General features: G+C 65.7%; 21 protein-coding genes. 13 read left to right on the plus strand and 8 right to left on the minus strand.

Features of this window, described 5'->3' with window-relative positions; genetic code table 11:
* Nucleotides 1–24: 24 nt before the first annotated feature.
* From lepB to I6F38_RS37605, 3 genes are all read right to left on the minus strand, one after another.
* The gene (gene lepB, locus I6F38_RS37595; RefSeq protein WP_016847099.1) at nucleotides 25–795 is read right to left on the minus strand and encodes a signal peptidase I; all 771 of its coding nucleotides are present in this window, start codon (nucleotides 793–795) and stop codon (nucleotides 25–27) included.
* On the minus strand, nucleotides 795–2,219 hold the full coding sequence (gene tldD, locus I6F38_RS37600; RefSeq protein WP_225163955.1) for a metalloprotease TldD: 1,425 nt from the start codon (nucleotides 2,217–2,219) through the stop codon (nucleotides 795–797). Before tldD ends, lepB begins: the two co-directional genes overlap by 1 nt.
* 271 nt (nucleotides 2,220–2,490) lie before the next feature.
* Nucleotides 2,491–2,946, minus strand: a complete 456-nt coding sequence (locus I6F38_RS37605) for a helix-turn-helix domain-containing protein (protein WP_225163956.1) — start codon at nucleotides 2,944–2,946, stop codon at nucleotides 2,491–2,493.
* A 132-nt stretch (nucleotides 2,947–3,078) separates the two neighbouring features.
* Here I6F38_RS37605 and I6F38_RS37610 point away from each other — a divergent pair, with 132 nt between their 5' ends.
* From I6F38_RS37610 to I6F38_RS37620, 3 genes are read left to right on the plus strand one after another with little or no spacing between them, the layout of a single operon-like run.
* Nucleotides 3,079–3,471: a DoxX family protein gene (locus I6F38_RS37610; RefSeq protein WP_225163957.1), complete on the plus strand. Its 393-nt coding sequence runs from the start codon at nucleotides 3,079–3,081 to the stop codon at nucleotides 3,469–3,471.
* A gap of 10 nt (nucleotides 3,472–3,481) precedes the next feature.
* Entirely contained in the window at nucleotides 3,482–3,985 is a 504-nt protein-coding gene (locus tag I6F38_RS37615; RefSeq protein WP_225163958.1) for a hypothetical protein, read from the plus strand.
* A gap of 35 nt (nucleotides 3,986–4,020) precedes the next feature.
* The gene (locus tag I6F38_RS37620) at nucleotides 4,021–4,620 is read left to right on the plus strand and encodes a TlpA disulfide reductase family protein (protein ID WP_225163959.1); all 600 of its coding nucleotides are present in this window, start codon (nucleotides 4,021–4,023) and stop codon (nucleotides 4,618–4,620) included.
* Nucleotides 4,621–4,737: 117 nt separating this feature from the next.
* Here the strand turns inward: I6F38_RS37620 and I6F38_RS37625 are convergent, their stop codons facing one another.
* Nucleotides 4,738–5,286 carry an invasion associated locus B family protein gene (locus tag I6F38_RS37625; RefSeq protein WP_225163960.1) on the minus strand — a complete coding sequence of 183 codons (549 nt, stop codon included), beginning with the start codon at nucleotides 5,284–5,286 and terminating at the stop codon, nucleotides 4,738–4,740.
* Nucleotides 5,287–5,298: 12 nt separating this feature from the next.
* Entirely contained in the window at nucleotides 5,299–5,589 is a 291-nt protein-coding gene (locus I6F38_RS37630) for a hypothetical protein (RefSeq protein WP_156436115.1), read from the minus strand.
* A gap of 282 nt (nucleotides 5,590–5,871) precedes the next feature.
* On the opposite strand from I6F38_RS37630, the gene coxB reads away from it, so the two are divergent.
* The 9 genes from coxB (at nucleotide 5,872) to I6F38_RS37675 (ending at nucleotide 13,169) form a co-directional block, all read left to right on the plus strand.
* Complete coding sequence (gene coxB, locus I6F38_RS37635) at nucleotides 5,872–6,711, plus strand: cytochrome c oxidase subunit II (protein ID WP_050385950.1); 840 nt, start codon at nucleotides 5,872–5,874, stop codon at nucleotides 6,709–6,711.
* An 81-nt stretch (nucleotides 6,712–6,792) separates the two neighbouring features.
* Entirely contained in the window at nucleotides 6,793–8,409 is a 1,617-nt protein-coding gene (gene ctaD, locus I6F38_RS37640) for a cytochrome c oxidase subunit I (RefSeq protein WP_225163961.1), read from the plus strand.
* A gap of 64 nt (nucleotides 8,410–8,473) precedes the next feature.
* Nucleotides 8,474–9,412 (plus strand): heme o synthase, encoded by a 939-nt coding sequence (locus I6F38_RS37645; protein ID WP_225163962.1) that lies wholly within the window; start codon nucleotides 8,474–8,476, stop codon nucleotides 9,410–9,412.
* A gap of 37 nt (nucleotides 9,413–9,449) precedes the next feature.
* Nucleotides 9,450–9,614: a hypothetical protein gene (locus tag I6F38_RS37650; protein WP_028334632.1), complete on the plus strand. Its 165-nt coding sequence runs from the start codon at nucleotides 9,450–9,452 to the stop codon at nucleotides 9,612–9,614.
* A gap of 5 nt (nucleotides 9,615–9,619) precedes the next feature.
* Nucleotides 9,620–10,249: a cytochrome c oxidase assembly protein gene (locus I6F38_RS37655; RefSeq protein ID WP_225163963.1), complete on the plus strand. Its 630-nt coding sequence runs from the start codon at nucleotides 9,620–9,622 to the stop codon at nucleotides 10,247–10,249.
* A 55-nt stretch (nucleotides 10,250–10,304) separates the two neighbouring features.
* Nucleotides 10,305–11,201, plus strand: a complete 897-nt coding sequence (locus I6F38_RS37660; RefSeq protein ID WP_057016083.1) for a cytochrome c oxidase subunit 3 — start codon at nucleotides 10,305–10,307, stop codon at nucleotides 11,199–11,201.
* Nucleotides 11,202–11,404: 203 nt separating this feature from the next.
* A complete protein-coding gene (locus I6F38_RS37665) occupies nucleotides 11,405–11,791 on the plus strand; it encodes a DUF983 domain-containing protein (protein WP_225163964.1) in 387 nt (128 codons plus the stop codon).
* Entirely contained in the window at nucleotides 11,788–12,558 is a 771-nt protein-coding gene (locus I6F38_RS37670) for an SURF1 family cytochrome oxidase biogenesis protein (protein ID WP_225163965.1), read from the plus strand. The genes I6F38_RS37665 and I6F38_RS37670 overlap by 4 nt, the downstream gene beginning before the upstream one ends.
* Nucleotides 12,559–12,617: 59 nt before the next feature.
* The gene (locus I6F38_RS37675; protein WP_225163966.1) at nucleotides 12,618–13,169 is read left to right on the plus strand and encodes a GrpB family protein; all 552 of its coding nucleotides are present in this window, start codon (nucleotides 12,618–12,620) and stop codon (nucleotides 13,167–13,169) included.
* Nucleotides 13,170–13,222: 53 nt separating this feature from the next.
* On the opposite strand, the gene I6F38_RS37680 is transcribed toward I6F38_RS37675, so the two are convergent.
* Both I6F38_RS37680 and I6F38_RS37685 read right to left on the minus strand, forming a co-directional pair.
* Nucleotides 13,223–14,824, minus strand: coding sequence for a DHA2 family efflux MFS transporter permease subunit (locus I6F38_RS37680; RefSeq protein WP_225163967.1), 1,602 nt, complete (start codon nucleotides 14,822–14,824; stop codon nucleotides 13,223–13,225).
* Nucleotides 14,824–16,017 carry an HlyD family secretion protein gene (locus I6F38_RS37685; protein WP_225163968.1) on the minus strand — a complete coding sequence of 398 codons (1,194 nt, stop codon included), beginning with the start codon at nucleotides 16,015–16,017 and terminating at the stop codon, nucleotides 14,824–14,826. The genes I6F38_RS37680 and I6F38_RS37685 overlap by 1 nt, the downstream gene beginning before the upstream one ends.
* 283 nt (nucleotides 16,018–16,300) lie before the next feature.
* Between I6F38_RS37685 and I6F38_RS37690 the strand changes: the two genes are divergently transcribed.
* The gene (locus tag I6F38_RS37690; RefSeq protein ID WP_225163969.1) at nucleotides 16,301–17,017 is read left to right on the plus strand and encodes a TetR/AcrR family transcriptional regulator; all 717 of its coding nucleotides are present in this window, start codon (nucleotides 16,301–16,303) and stop codon (nucleotides 17,015–17,017) included.
* A 6-nt stretch (nucleotides 17,018–17,023) separates the two neighbouring features.
* Here the strand turns inward: I6F38_RS37690 and I6F38_RS37695 are convergent, their stop codons facing one another.
* On the minus strand, nucleotides 17,024–17,740 hold the full coding sequence (locus I6F38_RS37695) for a dihydrofolate reductase family protein (RefSeq protein ID WP_225163970.1): 717 nt from the start codon (nucleotides 17,738–17,740) through the stop codon (nucleotides 17,024–17,026).
* Between the last annotated feature and the right edge of the window lie 38 nt (nucleotides 17,741–17,778).

Below are 17,778 nucleotides of genomic sequence, written 5' to 3' on the forward strand. Positions count from 1 at the left end.
CAGCGCTCCATCCGGGCTACGCGTCTACTGCACCGAGGTGAAGAAGCGCGCGAGGCGGAAGCCTGAGAGCCAGGTCCAGACCGGCTGGCTGCGGATGCCGAGGTCCCAGGAGCCGACCACGGCGTCGGCGCGGCCGATCAGATTGTCGATCGGCAACAGCCCGACGCCGCCGTCGCGCACCGGCACGCGGCTGTCGGCGGAATTGTCCCGGTTGTCGCCGAGCACGAACAGTTTGCCCGGCGGCACCGTCACCTCTTGGGTATTGTCGAGCCGGCCGTTGTCGCGGATCTTGAAGATCGCGTGGTTGACGCCGTTCGGCAGCGTCTCGATATAGCGGTACGCCTCCTCGCCGCCGCCGCGATCGTCTTCGGCGAAGCCGGTGCCGTCGGGCTTCAGCGTCGCCGCATGATCGTTGATGAAGAGCTGACCCTGCCGCATCTGGATGCGGTCGCCGGGCAGCCCGACCACGCGCTTGACCCAGGCCTGCGAGCGGTCGCCCGGCCAGCGGAACACGACGACGTCGCCGCGCTTCGGCGTCTCGCCGAACACGCGGCCGGTTTCAGGCAGCGTGATCTGGATCGGCAGCGAGGCCGCGCCGTAGCCATAGGGATATTTCGAGGCGACCAGCGCGTCGCCGATCAGCAGCGTCGGCTCCATCGATCCCGACGGCACGTAGAACGGCTCGGCGATCGCGCCCTTGGCGAGGAACACGACGGCCACGATCGCGGCCAGTTGCACGGCCTGCCCGCGCCAGCTGGTCGGCTTGGCCGTCACGACTTCGTTTCCGCTGCTCACTAGCCCGTTCCTCCGACCGTAATCCGTTCCATCCTGAGCGTCGGCTGGCCGACGCCGACCGGCACGCCCTGGCCGTTCTTGCCGCAGGTGCCGATTCCCGTATCCAGCGCAAGATCGTTGCCGATCATGGTGATCCTGTGGAGATCGGTCGGTCCGTTGCCGATCAGCATGGCGCCCTTCAGCGGCGCGCCGAGCCTGCCGTTCTCGATCTTGTAGGCCTCGGTGCACTGGAACACGTACTTGCCCGAGGTGATGTCGACCTGGCCGCCGCCGAAATTGGCGGCGTACATGCCGTTCTTCACCGAGGCGATGATCTCGGCCGGGTCGCGGTCGCCCGACAGCATGTAGGTGTTGGTCATGCGCGGCATCGGCACGTGGGCATAGCTCTGCCGCCGACCGTTGCCGGTCGGCTTCATGCCCATCAGCCGGGCGTTCTGGCGGTCCTGCATGTAGCCGACCAGAATGCCGTCCTCGATCAGCACGGTGCGGTTGGTCGGCGTGCCCTCGTCGTCGATCGACAGCGAGCCGCGGCGCGAGGCCATGGTGCCGTCGTCGACCACGGTGACGCCCTTGGCCGCGACCTGCTGGCCCATCAGGCCGGCAAAGGCGGAGGTCTGCTTGCGGTTGAAATCGCCCTCGAGCCCATGGCCGACGGCCTCATGCAGCATCACGCCGGGCCAGCCGGCGCCGAGCACCACGTCCATCTCGCCGGCGGGCGCCGGCACCGATTCGAGATTGACCAGCGCCTCGCGCAGCGCGCCGTCGGCGGCGTCGCGCCAGGCCTTGGTCTCGATGAAGCGGGCATAGCCCTCGCGGCCACCATAGCCCTTGCTGCCGCTCTCCTGCCGGTCGCCCTGGCCGGCGACCACCGAGATGTTGACGCGCACCAGCGGGCGGATGTCGCGATAGCTCTCGCCGTCGGGCCGCAGGATCTCGACCACCTGCCAGGTCGCAGTGAGGCTGGCGGAGACCTGCCGCACCCGCGGGTCCTTGTCCCTGACATAGGCGTCGATCTCGCCGAGCAGTTTTACTTTTGCCTCGAACGCCGGGCCATCCAGCGGGTTCTCGTCGCCATAGAGCTTGACGTTGGTGTGGGCGGGCGCCGCGGCGAAAGTGCCGGCATAGCCGCCGCGCACGGCCGCGACCGCATCCGCGGCGCGGATCAGCGCCGGGATCGAGACGTCGGAGGAATGCGCATAGCCGACCGCGTCGTCCTTGACCGCGCGCAGGCCGAAGCCCTGCGAGGTGTCATAGGTCGCCTGCTTCAGCCTTCCGTTGTCGAACACCAGCGCCTCGGTCTGCCCGAACTCCAGGAACAGCTCGCCGTCGTCGGCGCCTTCAAGGCCGCGCGACACCTCGCGGCGGACAGCATCGCGGTCCAGATTGGCGCGGTCGAGCAGGGAGGTCGTGGCGGGATTGGTCATGGTCACTCCGACGCAATGCGATTGCTTGGCGATTCCTCGTCATCCTTGCTTGAAGCGCTACTGATTGCCAGTGGGGAACCCGCAGCAGGGATTTCGGGGGATTGAAGCAGAGACGAGCGGAAAACTCATCTTACAACCCGGAAACCTGTACCGGTCCCGGTTCAGACCCGGACGGCGATCACCAAAGATAGTGGTTGGGATGGCAAACCGGGAGTGCCTGCGGCTATGCGGTCGATCACAGTGCCCCGTCGGCGTCCTCACCTTGTCGTCATCACCTTGAGCGCCGATCCGCCTTCGACGGCTGGCCTTCGCGCTCGGCTGCATCGCCCGATTGCGGCTTCGGCTCTGCGGTGCCCTGCGCCGAGGTCGGAAAGCCATGCTCCTGTGCCCAGCGGTACAGTTCGTCGAACACCGGCTTGAGCGCCTTGGCGGACGGCGTCATCTCGTACTCAACCCGGGGCGGCACCTCGGGATAGACCGTGCGCTTGACGAGGCCGTTGGCCTCGAGATCGCGCAGCTGCGTGGTCAGCATGTGCTGGGTCACGCCGGGGATCGACTGGCGCAGCTCGCCGAACCGCCGCTTGCGCTCGACCAGTTGCCAGAGGATGTCGCCCTTCCATTTTCCGGCCAGCACCGACAGCGCGCGATGAAATTGCGCCGACAGGTCGCCGTTGCACGGCTCGGACGCCGCCGGAGGCTCGGCAGGCTCAATAGTCAGTTTTTTCATACTACCTCACAAAAAGCATCCTACTTGTTCTTTTCATCTTACTCCCGAATTTAGACCACCGAAAGCCGCGGGCCAGCCGCCGATCGGTCGGGTGGCCGCGGTCCGGCCTTACGAACAATTCGGGAGTCATCAATGTCAGTTGCAGTTGCCGCGGCGCCGTCGCGCTGGAAATCCGTCAGCCTCTGGGTCGTCAGGGGACTGCTCGCTTTGGCCTTTGCCGCCGCGGGCGCCGCCAAGCTCTACGGTGTGCCTATGCTGGTCGAGGAATTCGAGCATATCGGGCTCGGTCAGTGGTTCCGCTATTTCACCGGATTGCTGGAGCTGCTCGGCGCGGTCCTGATCCTGCTGCCCCCGGTCGCGGCGTTCGGCGGCGTGCTGCTCAGCTGCATCATGGTCGGCGCCACCATCACGCATCTGTTCGTGATCGGCGGCTCGCCGGTGCCCGCCCTCGTGCTGCTGACATTGAGTGCGATCGTCGCCTACGCCAAGCGCAACCAGTTCGCCCTGCTCGCGAGCGCGCCGTGAGGCGAGCGCGATGCGCATCTCTCGCCGCACGCTGACGGTCGTGACCGGGCTGGTGCTGGCCTTCGCGGTGCCGTTCGCCGCGACAATGCTGCTCACCGGTTCGGTCGCGGCGGTCTCCAAACCCGAGCCGAAGAAGCCGGAGCCGCGCATGCACCGCCTGGTGCTGCCGATCAACAGCGACGACCCGACCACGATGCGGGCGCTGATCTCGACCGCGCTCAACCTCCCGAAATATTATCGGGAGCGCAACGAGCCGTTCGAGATCGAGGTCGTCGCCTACAATGCTGGCGTCCACATGCTGCGCGCCGATACCTCGCCGGTGAAGGATCTGCTGCGGGTGGTGCGGGGGCTCACGCCCGACATCCGCTTGGTTGTCTGCGAAGCCACCAAGCTCGGCATGGAGCGCGCCGAGGGACATCCGCTGGTGCTGCTCGATCATGTCGACCTGGTGCCGAACGGGCCCGGGCGCATCATCGAATTGCAGGAAGCCGGCTGGTCCTACATCCGGTCCTGAGCGATGTGGCCATCAAGCCAAGCGGAGAACTTGTCATGACGTCAGCTCACGCACCGACGCGCCGCGCGGTCGTTGCCGGAATGATTGGCGCCGGCGCCTCGCTCGCAATGCCCACCGGAGCTGCGCGCGCAGCGTCGGGACCGCCGCAATTCGGCACCATCCGGCATCAGTTCACGCAGGTCGAAGGCGCCCGCCCGGTGCCGCCGGTCGCGATCCCGGCGCTCGCCGGCGGCGCGATCGATCTCACCGCGTTCAAAGGCAGGATGGTGCTGGTGAACTTCTGGGCCACCTGGTGCGCGGCGTGCCGGACCGAACTGCCGATGCTGGATCGCCTCGCCGCCAGCGGCCGCAGCGATCTCGTGGTCGTCGCTGTCAGCACCGATCGCAACCGCGCGCTGGTCGCGCCCTACGTCAAGCAGCTCAAGCTGCGCCACCTCGCGGTCGGCTTCGATCCGGGCGGCCTCGTGTCGCGCGTCGACGTCGCCGAGGTCAATACGCCGTTCGCGCTCTACGGCATGCCGATCTCATTTTTGATCGGCATCACCGGGCAGGTCGTGGGCTACATGACAGGAGAGGCGGACTGGCTGTCCGCCGAGGCGAGCGGGTTGTTCGACTATTACGCCGGCGTCCGCTGAGATGGCGTAGCCCGGATGAAGCGCAGCGAAATCCGGGACTGGTCAATCCGCGATGAGAGCGGCCCCGGATTGCGCTGCGCTCCATCCGGGCTACGCTTCCCTGTGCCGCTCGGGGCCCTAGGGCAATTTGTCATATCCCTCGCCCAGGCCATTCAGGCTGAGCGGAAAGCCGATCCCTTCCTCGGGCGTCTCGAAGATGATGAAGGTCGCGGTCTTGGCGTTCTTGAGCTGGCCGAGCAGCTTGTCGTCCATCACGACCTCGGCGACGCAGCCATTGGGCAGGCATCTGACGAAACCGGCACGGCCGACGTCCTGATTGTCGAGCTTGAGGCCGAGGCCGGAGGGCAGCAGCACGCCGAGCGGGGCAACCACGCGCATCAGGCGGCTCTTCTGGTCGGCGGTCTTCAGCACGATCACGGTCAGGCCGGCGTTGGAGCGGTCCTCCGCTACCACGCTCTGGATCAGCGCGCATTGCTCGGCCTGGGCGCCGGGCGGAGTGTCGCAGCGAATCTGCCAGTCGCCATGGACCGAGCGCACCGCGCCTTGCGCGTTCGCAGGCTGGGTCAGGCTAAGAGAAAGGCCAACGGAAAGGCCGAGGCAGAGGGCCAGAATCGCGTGGCCGCCGAGCCAGCTGGCCATCGTCAAACGAATGTTCGAAGCGCCCATCCGGGTCGATCCTTATAGATGTTCGGTCGGTCCGGCCGTCCGGCCGCCGGTAGCACGCGCGCCACGATGCGCTTCCCGGAAGCGAATCATGATCTCATCTTCTTGTTTGAGCATGATCTTTCGGAAAACCGGTTTCCACTTTTCCGGATCATGCTCAGGCGTCGACTGATACCGCAATGACGGCGCCTTGAAGGCGATCGTGAAGCCATTCTCGCGCCGGATTGGGGCAGCCCGCAGCGAATCAGGTTCCTGTGCGCTGCCCTGTCTGTGGGTACATCCGGTAATCCCCCTGTCAAGCGGCATGGACAATTGGTCCAAGTGCTTTCGCTTGATTTTGCGGGAAAAATCGCAACCGGCAGCTTCATCGCAGGCGCATGGCTTTCGGCCCCACTACTGCATTGCGAGCGCCGGAGAATTATGGTTTGAGAGGCTGGATTTCGACGCGTTCTAGCGATCTGGCTCCCGTACCCACCTTGACTCAGAGACGGGTATGTCCGGAAGGCCGTTTGTCAGGGCGGATCGTGCTGCATTTTCGGCCACATGCCGGGGGTGCTTTGGGGAATAGTGCAAGGGAGCGCGAGCGGCATGAAGATGTCGATTGGCCGGTTGGGCAGGCAATTGCTGGGGTTGGCGGTGGCGGGTGTGGCGTCTGTCGCCGCGGGATCGGCCTTCGCCGAAATGGGGCAGCCGGCGCCGTGGGAGCACACGCTGCAGGAAGGCGTGACCCCGGTGATGGAAAACATCATCTGGTTTCACAATTTCCTGCTGGTGCTGATCACCCTGATCACGCTGTTCGTGCTCGCGCTGCTCATCATCGTGGTGGTGAAGTTCAACGCCAAGGCCAACCCGGTCCCCTCCCGGACCACCCACAACACGCTGATCGAGGTGGCCTGGACGCTGATCCCGGTGCTGATCCTGGTCGGCATCGCGGTGCCGTCGTTCCGCCTGCTGTTCCTGGAGCTCGACGTGCCGAAGCCGGACCTCACGGTGAAGGTCACCGGCAAGCAGTGGTACTGGTCCTACGCCTACCCGGATAACGGCAAGTTCGAGTTCGACTCGCTGCTCGACAAGGACAAGCAGCCGCGCCTGCTCGGCGTCGACAACGAGATGGTGGTCCCGGTCAACAAGGTGGTGCGGATCCAGACCACCGGTGCCGACGTGATCCACTCCTTCGCGGTGCCGGCCTTCGGCGTGAAGATCGACTCGATCCCCGGCCGCCTCAACGAGAGCTGGTTCAAGGCCACCAAGACCGGCGTGTTCTACGGACAGTGCTCGGAACTGTGCGGCAAGGACCATGCCTTCATGCCGATCGCGGTCAGGGTCGTCAGCGACCAGGAATTCGCGACCTGGGTTGAAGGCGCGAAGAAGAAGTTTGCGACCAACCCGGCGAATTCCTACGCCTCGGCTGGTCAGGCGGCGCAGTAAGCCTCACGGCTTACGGCGCGGATGGAATAAGGGCGACGGGACCGCAAGGTCCAAGAGGGACTGCAAGGCAGGATTTTGAACATGGCGACAGGCGCAGCGACACACGACGATCACGCCCATGATGATCACGCCCACCATCCGACCGGATGGCGGCGTTATCTCTACTCCACGAACCACAAGGACATCGGTACGATGTACCTGATCTTTGCGGTGATCGCGGGCATCATCGGCGCGGCGATGTCGATCGCGATCCGTGCCGAGTTGATGTATCCGGGCGTCCAGATATTCCACGAGACGCACACCTATAACGTGTTCGTGACCTCGCACGGCCTGATCATGATCTTCTTCATGGTCATGCCGGCCATGATCGGCGGCTTCGGCAACTGGATGGTGCCGCTGATGATCGGCGCGCCCGACATGGCGTTCCCGCGCATGAACAACATCTCGTTCTGGCTGCTGCCGGCCTCGTTCGCGCTGCTGGTGATGTCCACCTTCGTCGAGGGTGAGCCGGGCGCCAACGGCGTCGGCGCGGGCTGGACCATGTATGCGCCACTGTCGACCTCGGGCCATCCGGGACCGGCGGTCGATTTCGCAATTCTCTCGCTCCATCTCGCGGGTGCCTCGTCGATCCTCGGCGCCATCAACTTCATCACCACGATCTTCAACATGCGCGCGCCGGGCATGACCCTGCACAAGATGCCGCTGTTCGTGTGGTCGATCCTGGTTACCGTGTTCCTGCTGCTGCTGTCGCTGCCGGTGCTCGCCGGTGCGATCACCATGCTGCTGACCGACCGCAATTTCGGCACCACCTTCTTTGCCGCTGACGGCGGCGGCGACCCGGTGCTGTTCCAGCATCTGTTCTGGTTCTTCGGCCACCCCGAAGTGTACATCCTGATCCTGCCCGCCTTCGGCATGATCAGCCAAATCGTCTCCACCTTCTCGCGCAAGCCCGTGTTCGGCTATCTCGGCATGGCCTACGCCATGGTCGCGATCGGCGGCATCGGCTTCGTGGTGTGGGCGCACCACATGTACACCGTCGGCATGTCCTCGGCGACGCAGGCCTATTTCGTCGCCGCCACGATGGTGATCGCGGTGCCGACCGGCGTGAAGATCTTCTCGTGGATCGCCACGATGTGGGGCGGCTCCATCGAGTTCAAGGCGCCGATGATCTGGGCGATCGGCTTCATCTTCCTGTTCACCGTCGGCGGCGTCACCGGCGTCGTGCTGGCCAATGCCGGCGTCGACCGCGTGCTGCAGGACACCTACTACGTGGTGGCGCACTTCCACTACGTGCTGTCGCTCGGCGCCGTGTTCGGCATCTTCGCCGGCTGGTACTACTGGTTCCCGAAGATGTTCGGCTACATGTACTCGGAGCGTGTCGCCAAGCTGCACTTCTGGTTCACCTTCGTCGGCGTCAACCTGGTGTTCTTCCCGCAGCACTTCCTCGGCCTGTCGGGCATGCCGCGCCGCTATGTCGACTATCCGGATGCGTTCGCCGGCTGGAACCTGATCTCCTCCTGGGGCTCCTACATCTCCGGCATCGGCGTCTTGATCTTCATCTACGGCGTGATCGATGCCTTCGTCCGCAAGGAGCAGGCCGCGAACAATCCGTGGGGCGCCGGTGCGACCACGCTGGAGTGGACGCTGGCCTCGCCGCCGCCATTCCACCAGTTCGAAGTGCTGCCCCGCGTGCAGTAAGTCCACGACAACGCGGCGCACTTTAAGGGTGCGCCGCGCCTTTTGAGAGAAGCGAGACCTGATCTTGTCGGTTGTCGATCACAACGCCATCGAGCTGCCCCGGATTTCCGAGGCCGAAGTGGGCGACTACATCGCGCTGTTGAAGCCGCGCGTGATGTCGCTGGTGATCTTCACCGCGCTGGTCGGGCTGATGATCGCGCCGGTGCACGTGCATCCGGTGCTGGCATTCACCTCGATCCTGTGCATCGCGGTCGGTGCCGGCGCTTCCGGCGCGCTCAACATGGCCTATGAGGGCGACGTCGACGCGCTGATGACGCGCACCGCCAACCGGCCGATCCCGCGCGGCCGCATCACGCAGACCGAAGCGGCCGCGTTCGGCATCACGCTCGCCTTCTTCTCGGTGATGACGCTCGGCATCCTGGTCAACTGGGTGGCGGGCGCACTGCTTGCCTTCACCATCTTCTTCTATGCCGTGGTCTACACGATGTGGCTGAAGCGCTGGACCGCGCAGAACATCGTGATCGGCGGCGCCGCCGGTGCCTTGCCGCCGGTGGTGGCCTGGGCCGCCGCGACCGGATCGCTCTCGGTCGAGCCGATCCTCCTGTTCCTGATCATCTTCTTCTGGACTCCGCCGCATTTCTGGGCGCTGGCGCTGTTCCGCAGCGACGACTATGCCCGCGCCGGCATTCCGATGCTGCCGGTCGTCGCCGGTCCCGACGCGACCCGGCTGCAGATCCTGCTCTACACCATCGTGCTGGTCGCGATCGCGCTGGCGCCATGGCCGCTCGGCTATTTCGACGCGATCTACGGCGTCACCTCGCTGGTGCTCGGCGCCGGCATGCTGTGGCTGGCCATCGAAGTCTATCGCCGCCGCGAGGGGACGGCTGCCAACCGCGCCACGCGCCGGCTGTTTGCCTTCTCGATCCTCTATCTGTTCGCACTGTTTGCCATCCTCCTCGCCGAGGTCGTGGTCCGCGCGATTGCGCCTGTCTTCATCGGATAGGGAGCCGGGGGGCGAGATGGGGGCGCATGGGATATCAATGGACGAGAAACGCGAACCAGAAGGAATCGTCCTCACCGAGGCGCAGCTCAAGAGCCGCCGCCAGCGCTCGATCGCCATCGCGCTCGCGCTCGGCATCCTGGTCGTGCTGTTCTTCGCCGTCACCCTCGTCAAGGGACCGGCCGTGCTGGTGCGGCCGCTGTGAGTGAGATGGCGAACCAGGGACCGCAGCAGGGTGACGGCGCCAAGGTCACGCGCCGCACGCTGACGCGCGACGCCGTGGTTGCCTCGATCTGCGGCTTCGTCGTGGTGCTGATGGTCGGCGCGTCCTACGCCGCCGTGCCGTTCTACAACTGGTTCTGCCGCACCACCGGCTTCAACGGCACCACCCAGGTCGCGACCTCGGTGCCTTCGGATGCGCCGCTCGAGCGCACCATTTCGGTCAGCTTCGATTCCAACGTCGCGCCGGGCCTGCCCTGGAAGTTCGAGCCGGAGCAGAACACGATCGACGTCAAGATCGGCCAGGTGGTCACGGTCTACTACACCGTCACCAACCAGTCGGCGCGCACCACCACCGGCCAGGCGTCCTACAATGTCGCGCCGCTGACGGTCGGCGCCTATTTCCAGAAGATCAACTGCTTCTGCTTCACCGAACAGACCATGGCGCCGGGCGAAAAGCGCGAGATGGCCGTGGTGTTCTATGTCGATCCGGCGCTGGCCAAGGACAGCGAGAACGACACGCTGAAGACGATCACCCTGTCCTACACCTTCTTCCCCGTGCGCGACGCCGCGCCAAAGCCCGTGGCGGCGGGCGAGGCGGAGCAGCGCAAGGGCGGCTAGTTTTGGAATTTAAGATTTAAGACGTGCCTTGCGGCACGCGAATGGAGAGACGGCAATGGCTGAGGCGCAAGTCAAGCATCACGACTATCATCTCGTCGACCCGAGCCCGTGGCCGGTGGTCGGCTCGATCTCGGCCTTCATCATGGCGTTCGGCGCGATCGGCTGGATGCACCACATGTTCTCCGCGGCCCCGATCGTGTTCGGCGTCGGCACCATCGGCGTGCTCTACACGATGGCGAGCTGGTGGGGCGACGTGATCAAGGAAGCCCAGTACAAGGGCGACCACACCCGCGTGGTGCAGATCAGCCACCGCTACGGCATGATCCTGTTCATCGCCTCCGAGGTGATGTTCTTCGTCGCCTGGTTCTGGGCCTTCTTCAATGCGGCGCTGTTCCCGGCCGACGCGGTGCATGCCACGCGCGATGCGGTGTTCGGCTGCGGCGCCGGCACGGCGATGGGCGCCTGCTCCGTTCCCGGTACCTGGCCGCCGCACGGCATCGAGACCTTCGATCCCTGGCATCTGCCGCTGCTCAACACGCTGCTGCTCCTGACCTCGGGCACCACCGTTACCTGGGCGCACCATGCGCTGCTGGAGAACGACCGCCAGGGTCTCAAGCAGGGCCTGATCCTCACCGTGATCCTCGGTGCCCTCTTCACCTGCGTGCAGGCCTATGAGTACGCCCATGCGACGTTCTCGTTCGGCGGCAACGTCTATGGCGCGACCTTCTTCATGGCGACCGGGTTCCACGGCTTCCACGTGCTGGTCGGCACCATCTTCCTGCTGGTCTGCCTGATCCGCGCCTATGCCGGCCACTTCACGCCGAAGCAGCACCTCGGCTTCGAGTTTGCCGCCTGGTACTGGCACTTCGTCGACGTGGTCTGGCTGTTCCTGTTCATCTGCATCTACGTCTGGGGCCACGGCGCCGAGACGATGGCCCACGGCGCACACTAATTGCCGGCCGACGTGCTAAGAGGGGGCGGCCGAATGGCCGCCCCTTTTTGTTTCCCTTCTGCCCTTGTGGGAGAAGGTGGCGCGGATGTAATCCGCGCCGGATGAGGGGTCTCCATCCGCGGAGACAGACCCCTCACCCGGCTACATCTCGCTCCGCTCGATTTCGCCACCCTCTCCCACAAGGGGAGAGGGGAAGGAGCCAAATGACCGATACCCCGCCGACCGTCACTGAGAGCGCACTGCGTGGCATCGCCTGCCGCTGCCCGCGCTGCGGCAAGGGCAAGCTCTATTCCGGCTTCCTGACGCTGGCGCCGCGGTGCCAGGCCTGCAGCCTCGACTTCGCCTTCATCGATTCCGGCGACGGGCCGGCGATCTTCGTCATCATGCTGGCCGGCGCCATCGTGGTCGCGGCGGCGCTGATCGTCGAGGTGAAGTACCAGCCGCCGTTCTGGGTGCATGCCGCGCTGTGGCTGCCGTTGATCCTGGTCACAACGATCCTGCCGCTACGATCGATGAAGGCACTTCTGATCGCGCTGCAATTCCACCACAAGGCCGCCGAAGGCCAATTGATCGAGCGCGACCCGAAATGAATGATGTGACGACGCGCCGGCCGAGCGCGGCCGGCTTCGGCATTTTCACGTTGATCCTGATCGCGGTGTTTATCGCCCTCGGTTTCTGGCAATTGCAGCGCCGGGTCGAGAAGCACGCGCTGATCGCAGCGCTCGAGGCGCGGCTGGCCGCGCCGACCGAGGCGCTGCCGCCGCCGTCGGCATGGCCGACGCTGACCTCCGCCAAGGATGAATTCCGCCGCGTGACCCTGACCGCGACCTATGCGAAGCAGCCTGACGCGATGGTGTTCAGCTCCGGCTCCGCCGTGCGCGACGACATTTCGGGTCCCGGCACCTGGGCGTTGCTGCCGGCGAAGCTCGCCAGCGGCGAGACCGTCGTGATCAACACCGGCTTTGTCCAGAACACGATGCAGGATCGCGCCTTCGAGGATCGCGTGGTCGGCCGCCTCGTCACCAGCGCGCCGGTTGAGCTGACGGGCTATATCCGCTTTCCCGAGCCGCCGGGCCGGCTGACGCCGAAGGAAGATCCGGCGAAGCGGCTGTGGTTCGTGCGCGACCATCGCGCGATGGCGCAGGCGCTCGGCTGGGGCCAGGTCGGGCCGTTCTACATCGACCTCGAGGCGCCGGTGCCCGACAGCGGCACGCCGAAGCCCGGACCGCTCAAGGTGCGGCTCAAGGACGACCACATGCAGTACGCCATCACCTGGTTCTCGCTGGCCGCCGCGGTCACCATCGCCTTCGGCCTGTGGTGGCGTGGCCACCGGCGCCGCGCCTCTGGTCGAACCTAGCCTCATCATGGTTTGATTGATCCGCGAAGGGACTTCGCAGCAAGCAATCAGGGTGTGCCATGGAGAAATACGGCGCCGGGCCAATCGTTGTCCTGGAGTATGATCCTAACTGGCCGGCCATGTTCGAGACGGAGCGCGCGAGGATCGAGCATGCGCTCGGCTCGCTGGCTCTGGCCATCGAGCATGTCGGCAGCACCGCGGTTCCGGGCTTGCCGTCGAAGCCGATCATCGACCTGATGGTCGGTGTCCCCAGCCTCGCGGAGGCACGGGAGCGCTGCATCAAGCCGATCGATACGCTCGGCTACCACTACATACCGGAATACGCGACGTGGCTGCCCGGCGAGTTGTTCTTCCGCAAGGGCCCTCCGGGGCCGTGGACCCATCATCTGCATCTGATGGAGCCATCCAATCCGCGCTGGGAAACGCTGCTGGTGTTTCGCGACTATCTTCGCGCGCACCCCGAGGTGTCCCGTGCCTACGCCGAGATCAAGCAGGCCCTTGCTGCCTCCTCAAGAGAGGACATCGCGGCCTATCGCAACGGCAAAACGCGTTTCGTCGAGGAGACGACCGCGAAGGCCCGCGCGTGGCGCGCGAACCTGTCCGGTCGATAGCGCGGCCGCGCCACGCCTGCATTTTGCCGTAGCGCACCATGCCGGCGTCGGGATCAATGACCGATGGGAGCGGGGCCGCCGCCGAGCTTGACCTTGCGCAAGGTCAGCGCCAGCGGGATGGCGGAGAGCGAGATCAGCATCAGGACCCAGAACGCATCCATGTAGGACAGGAACGACGCCTGGGCCTGCACTTGCTGTCCGATCCACTGGATCGCCTGGCTGTGCGCCTGCGCCAGCGAACTGCCCTGGGCGACGAAGAAGTCGGTGACCTGGTGCAGCGTGTCCTGGTATTGCGGGCTGGACGGTGTCACCTGCTCGACCAGCCGGCTCTGGTGGAATTGCTGGCGATGCGTCAGCACGTTGGACACGATCGAGACGCCGATCGAGCCACCGGTGTTGCGCGCCGCGTTGATCAGCGCGGAGGCCTGGTCGGTCTTCCCAGCGGGAATGCCGTCATAGGACGCCGCCATGATCGGCACGAAGATCAGCGGCAGGCCGACGCCGATCAGCATGCGCGAGCGCGCCATGAACCAGAAGCCGAGATCGGCATACACGTTGGTCATGCTGTACATAGAGGCGGCGATCACCAGCGCGCCGGCAACGATCAGGTATTTCGGCTGCACCCTGGCGGCGAGCCGGCCGACCACGAACATCATCATCATGGTGACGACGCCGCCGGGCGAGAGCACGAGGCCGGCCCAGGTCGCGGTGTAGCCGAAATCCTGCTGCACCAGCTGCGGCAAGAATTGCGTGGTCGCGAGCAGGATGGCGCCGATCGCCAGCATCACCAGGAAGCAGGCGCCGAACTGCCGGGTTGCGACCATGCGCAGATCGATCATCGGATTGCGCCGGGTCATCTCCCACGGGATCATCAGCACGAACGCCGCGGCGCAGATCACTGCAAAGGTGATGATGAAGGGCGAGGCGAACCAGTCGTCCTCGAGGCCGCGGTCGAGCACCACCTCGAGCGCGCCGAGGAAGGTCGCGACCAGCCCGAAACCGATGAAGTCGAACGTGTTGTCCTGGGGCTGCGCTCCCTTGGCTTTCGCGGTCGCGGACTCCTGCAGCACGGCCGCGATCAGCGCGATCGCGAACACGCCGACCGGCGCGTTGATCAGGAAGCACCAGTGCCAGGAGAGGTTGTCGGACAGCCAGCCGCCGAGCGTCGGCCCGACCACCGGCGCCACCACGACGGCAATGCCGAACACCGCGAACGCCTGCCCGCGCTTGGCCGGCGGGAAGGCGTCGGCGAGAATCGATTGCGCAACCGGCACCATGCCGCCGCCGCCGAGACCCTGCAGGATACGGAACAGCAGCAGCGCGTTCAGATTGGGTGCAAAACCGCACAGGATCGAGCTGACCGTGAAGATGCCGAGGCAGATCAGGAAGAAGGTCTTGCGCCCGAGCGTGCGGGCGAGAAAGCCGGAGGCGGTCAGTATGATGGCGTTGGACACCAGATAGGTGGTGACCACCCAGGAGGCCTCGTCCTCGCTCACGCCCATGCCGCCGGCGATATAGGGCAGCGCGACGTTGGCGATGGTGGTGTCGAGCACCTCCATGAAGCTCGCGAGCGCGACCACGATGGCGATCAGCCAGGGATTGACGGTGACGCTCGGAGCCGGAATGCCTTTGGCGTCGATGGCGGCGGCACTCATCACAGCCTCCCGAGGCTCGACTTCTCAAGGCGCTCGAACAGGGACGGCGCGGCATCGATCCGCACCGTCGGGACGACGGACATGCCCGGGCCGAGCGCGACGTCGGCCGGCGGGTTGTCCATCACGATCTTCACCGGCACGCGCTGCACGATCTTGACGTAGTTGCCGGTGGCGTTCTGCGCCGGCAGCAGCGAGAACGCCGTGCCGGAGCCCGGCTGCACGCTCTCGACATGGCCCTGGATGGTGCGTCCGGGATAGGCGTCGATCTTCATCGTCACCTTCTCGCCCGGCCGCATCTTGTCGAGCTGGATCTCCTTGAAGTTCGCGGTGACCCAGGTCTGGTCGGGCACGAACATCGTGAGGTTGGTGCCGGCCTGCGCGAACTGGCCGACCGCGGCCGACAGGCTGACGACGCGGCCCGGCTGGGCGGCGGTGACCGTCGTATAGGACAGATTGAGCTTGGCCTGGTCGCGTTGCGCCTCGGCCTGGGCGAGGTTGGCGACCGCGCTCTTGCGCTGCGCCTTCAGCGACTCGACCTGGCGCTGCGCGAGGTTGAGCGTCGCCTGCGCGCTCAACAGCGCAGCCTGCTGCTGATGCAGCTGCGAGGTGAACTGCTCGGAATTCTGCACGGTGCCGTAGCCGGATTGCTCCAGATGCTGGTAGCGCGTCGCCTGCTGCTGGGCGAACACCAGCGCCGCCTGCGCCTGGTCGACCTGCGCCTGGTTGGCAGCAATCTGCGCCTGCTGCACGTCGAGCTGCGCATCGACATTCTCAATGCTGGCGCGCGCGGCCGCGACCTGCGCCTCGGCCTGCGCCAGCGCGACGCGATAGTCGCGGTCGTCGAGCCGGGCGATCACGTCGCCGGCCGCGACATGCTGGTTGTCGGTGACCGGGACGGCGGTGATGTAGCCTGAGATCTTCGGCGCCAGCGCCGACTGACGCGCGGCGATGAAGGCGTCGTCGGTGGATTCGAAATGCGCGCTGTAGTCCATGTAGAGATAGCCGCCGCCGATCGCTGCGGCGAGCAGCACGGCGCCGATCGCGGAGACGACCGGACGGCGGCGGAGAAAGCTGCGCCGTGTTGTCTTGCCGATGACCTCGGGCGGGATTGTTGCCGGCGGGGCGGGTTGCTTGCCCGCGGGATGCTCCTGCGCCCGGAGCCCGCGCGGTGACCGCGGGCAGGTCAGGCTCATGGGAGGCCGGAGCCGAGGACGCCCCCTCGATACCCTCATGCCCCGGTTGGTCGCGCTCCAAAACAGTGTCTTCAAACATGATGGCGGCTCCTGCTGTCAGGCGAGGTCTGCAAGGCCTTCGCAAAAAGGAACGGAACCGTTCCGTTCTATGCGGCAAATAGTCTCGCCGTGGTGCGCCGTCAATAGAAACGGAACTGTATCGTTCTATTTACAACTAGATGTGATAAGGCTATATTGCCTGATATTGCCGGCCTGACCGGCCCATCGAACCCGGGTCGCTGCGATGACCACCAGCACCCTGAAGAAGCCGCGGGTACCGAAAACCAGGCCGGTCGAGGTGCGCGCCGGCCGGCCGCCGAAGGAGCTCGCCGGCGAGGTCGATGCACGCATCCTCGACGCCGCGCGCCGGGTGTTTCTGCAGCGCGGGTTCGAGGGCGCGAGCATCGACGAGATCGCGGAAGTCGCGCGCTCCGGCAAGCGGACTATTTATGCGCGCTTCCGCGACAAGCGGGCGCTGTTCACGGAAGTGGTGACGCGAGACATCCTGGCACGCATCGCCGAGTTCAAGGCCGATCCGCCGGTCGGCGCGACCATCGAGGAGCGCCTCACCAGCGTTGCCTCGACCCTGCTGCATTGGGGCTTCGATGCCGACCGGATCTGCCTGATGCGGCTCGCCATCGCGGAGGCGCACCGCTTCCCGGATCTCGCCGCCAACGTCAACCGCAGGGCGCGCGCGCTCAGCACCGAACTCGGCATTCACCTGCTGCGCGACCTGACGCAATCCGACGAGCTCGGCAAGCTGACCGCCTTCGCGCCCGAACACCTGCCGACCACGGCGCGGATGTTCCTCGACATCATCGCGGTGCCGATGCTGCTCCGGGCGCTGTTTGAAGTCGACCTGAAGGCGCTCGATCCCGAGATCGATGCCCATGTCGCGCGCGGCGTCGCGTTTTTCGTTGCTGCATGTCGGACCGGCTGGGTGGAGAATCCCAAGCCGTAGGCGCGATTAATCCGGCGCGCGCTCTACCGCGTGACGCAGCCAGACCATGCCGCCTTCCAGTGTCTCGCAATGGGTGAGCCGGAGCGATTGTCCGGCGCCGGGGCGGTCGCCGTCGGGGCCGTGATAGTCGACGATGCTTTGCGAGCCGGCGACGCCGTCGACCGCCGGGAAGATCAATGTGCTGAACTCGTCGATCAGTCCATGCTTGAGGAAGGCGCCGTTGATCCCGCCGCCACCCTCGAGCAGCAGCGTCTTGGCGCCGAACAGCGACGCCAGCTGCGCCATCGCGCCCGGCAGATCGTCGCCCTTCGTGCCTGCAAAGATGTAGGACGCACCGTCCTCGCGCAGCTCGGCGAGATGCGCGTCGGACACCTGCTCGCCCAGCACCGCGACGGCGTGATCGCCGCCGACATTGTCCTTGCCGAAATGCACGCGGCCCGACGGATCGATGCCGACAGCAAGCTTGCGGCCGTTGCGGTTGCCGAGATGCGCCTCGCGCGCCAGCCTCAGTGGGTTGGCGATATGCCGCTCCGTTCCCTTGGCCATCTCGTTCATGGTGACGCGGCCGATGATCCATCCATCGGCATCGAAGCCGTCATGGATCCGTTCGTAGTGGCCGCGCAGCACGTCGGCCGGGATGCCGGCGGCGGCCTTGGTGAAGCGGCTGGGATGAAGCCGGCCGTCGATCGACGTGCCCATGTGGCAGATGATGTGGGGGCGCATAGGCTGAACTCTTCGGTGGGGGATGACCGCGTCACAGG

Origin of the sequence: Bradyrhizobium sp. BRP56 (assembly GCF_020194035.1) — a bacterium.
In the GTDB taxonomy this organism is placed as follows: Bacteria; Pseudomonadota; Alphaproteobacteria; order Rhizobiales; family Xanthobacteraceae; genus Bradyrhizobium; species Bradyrhizobium australafricanum.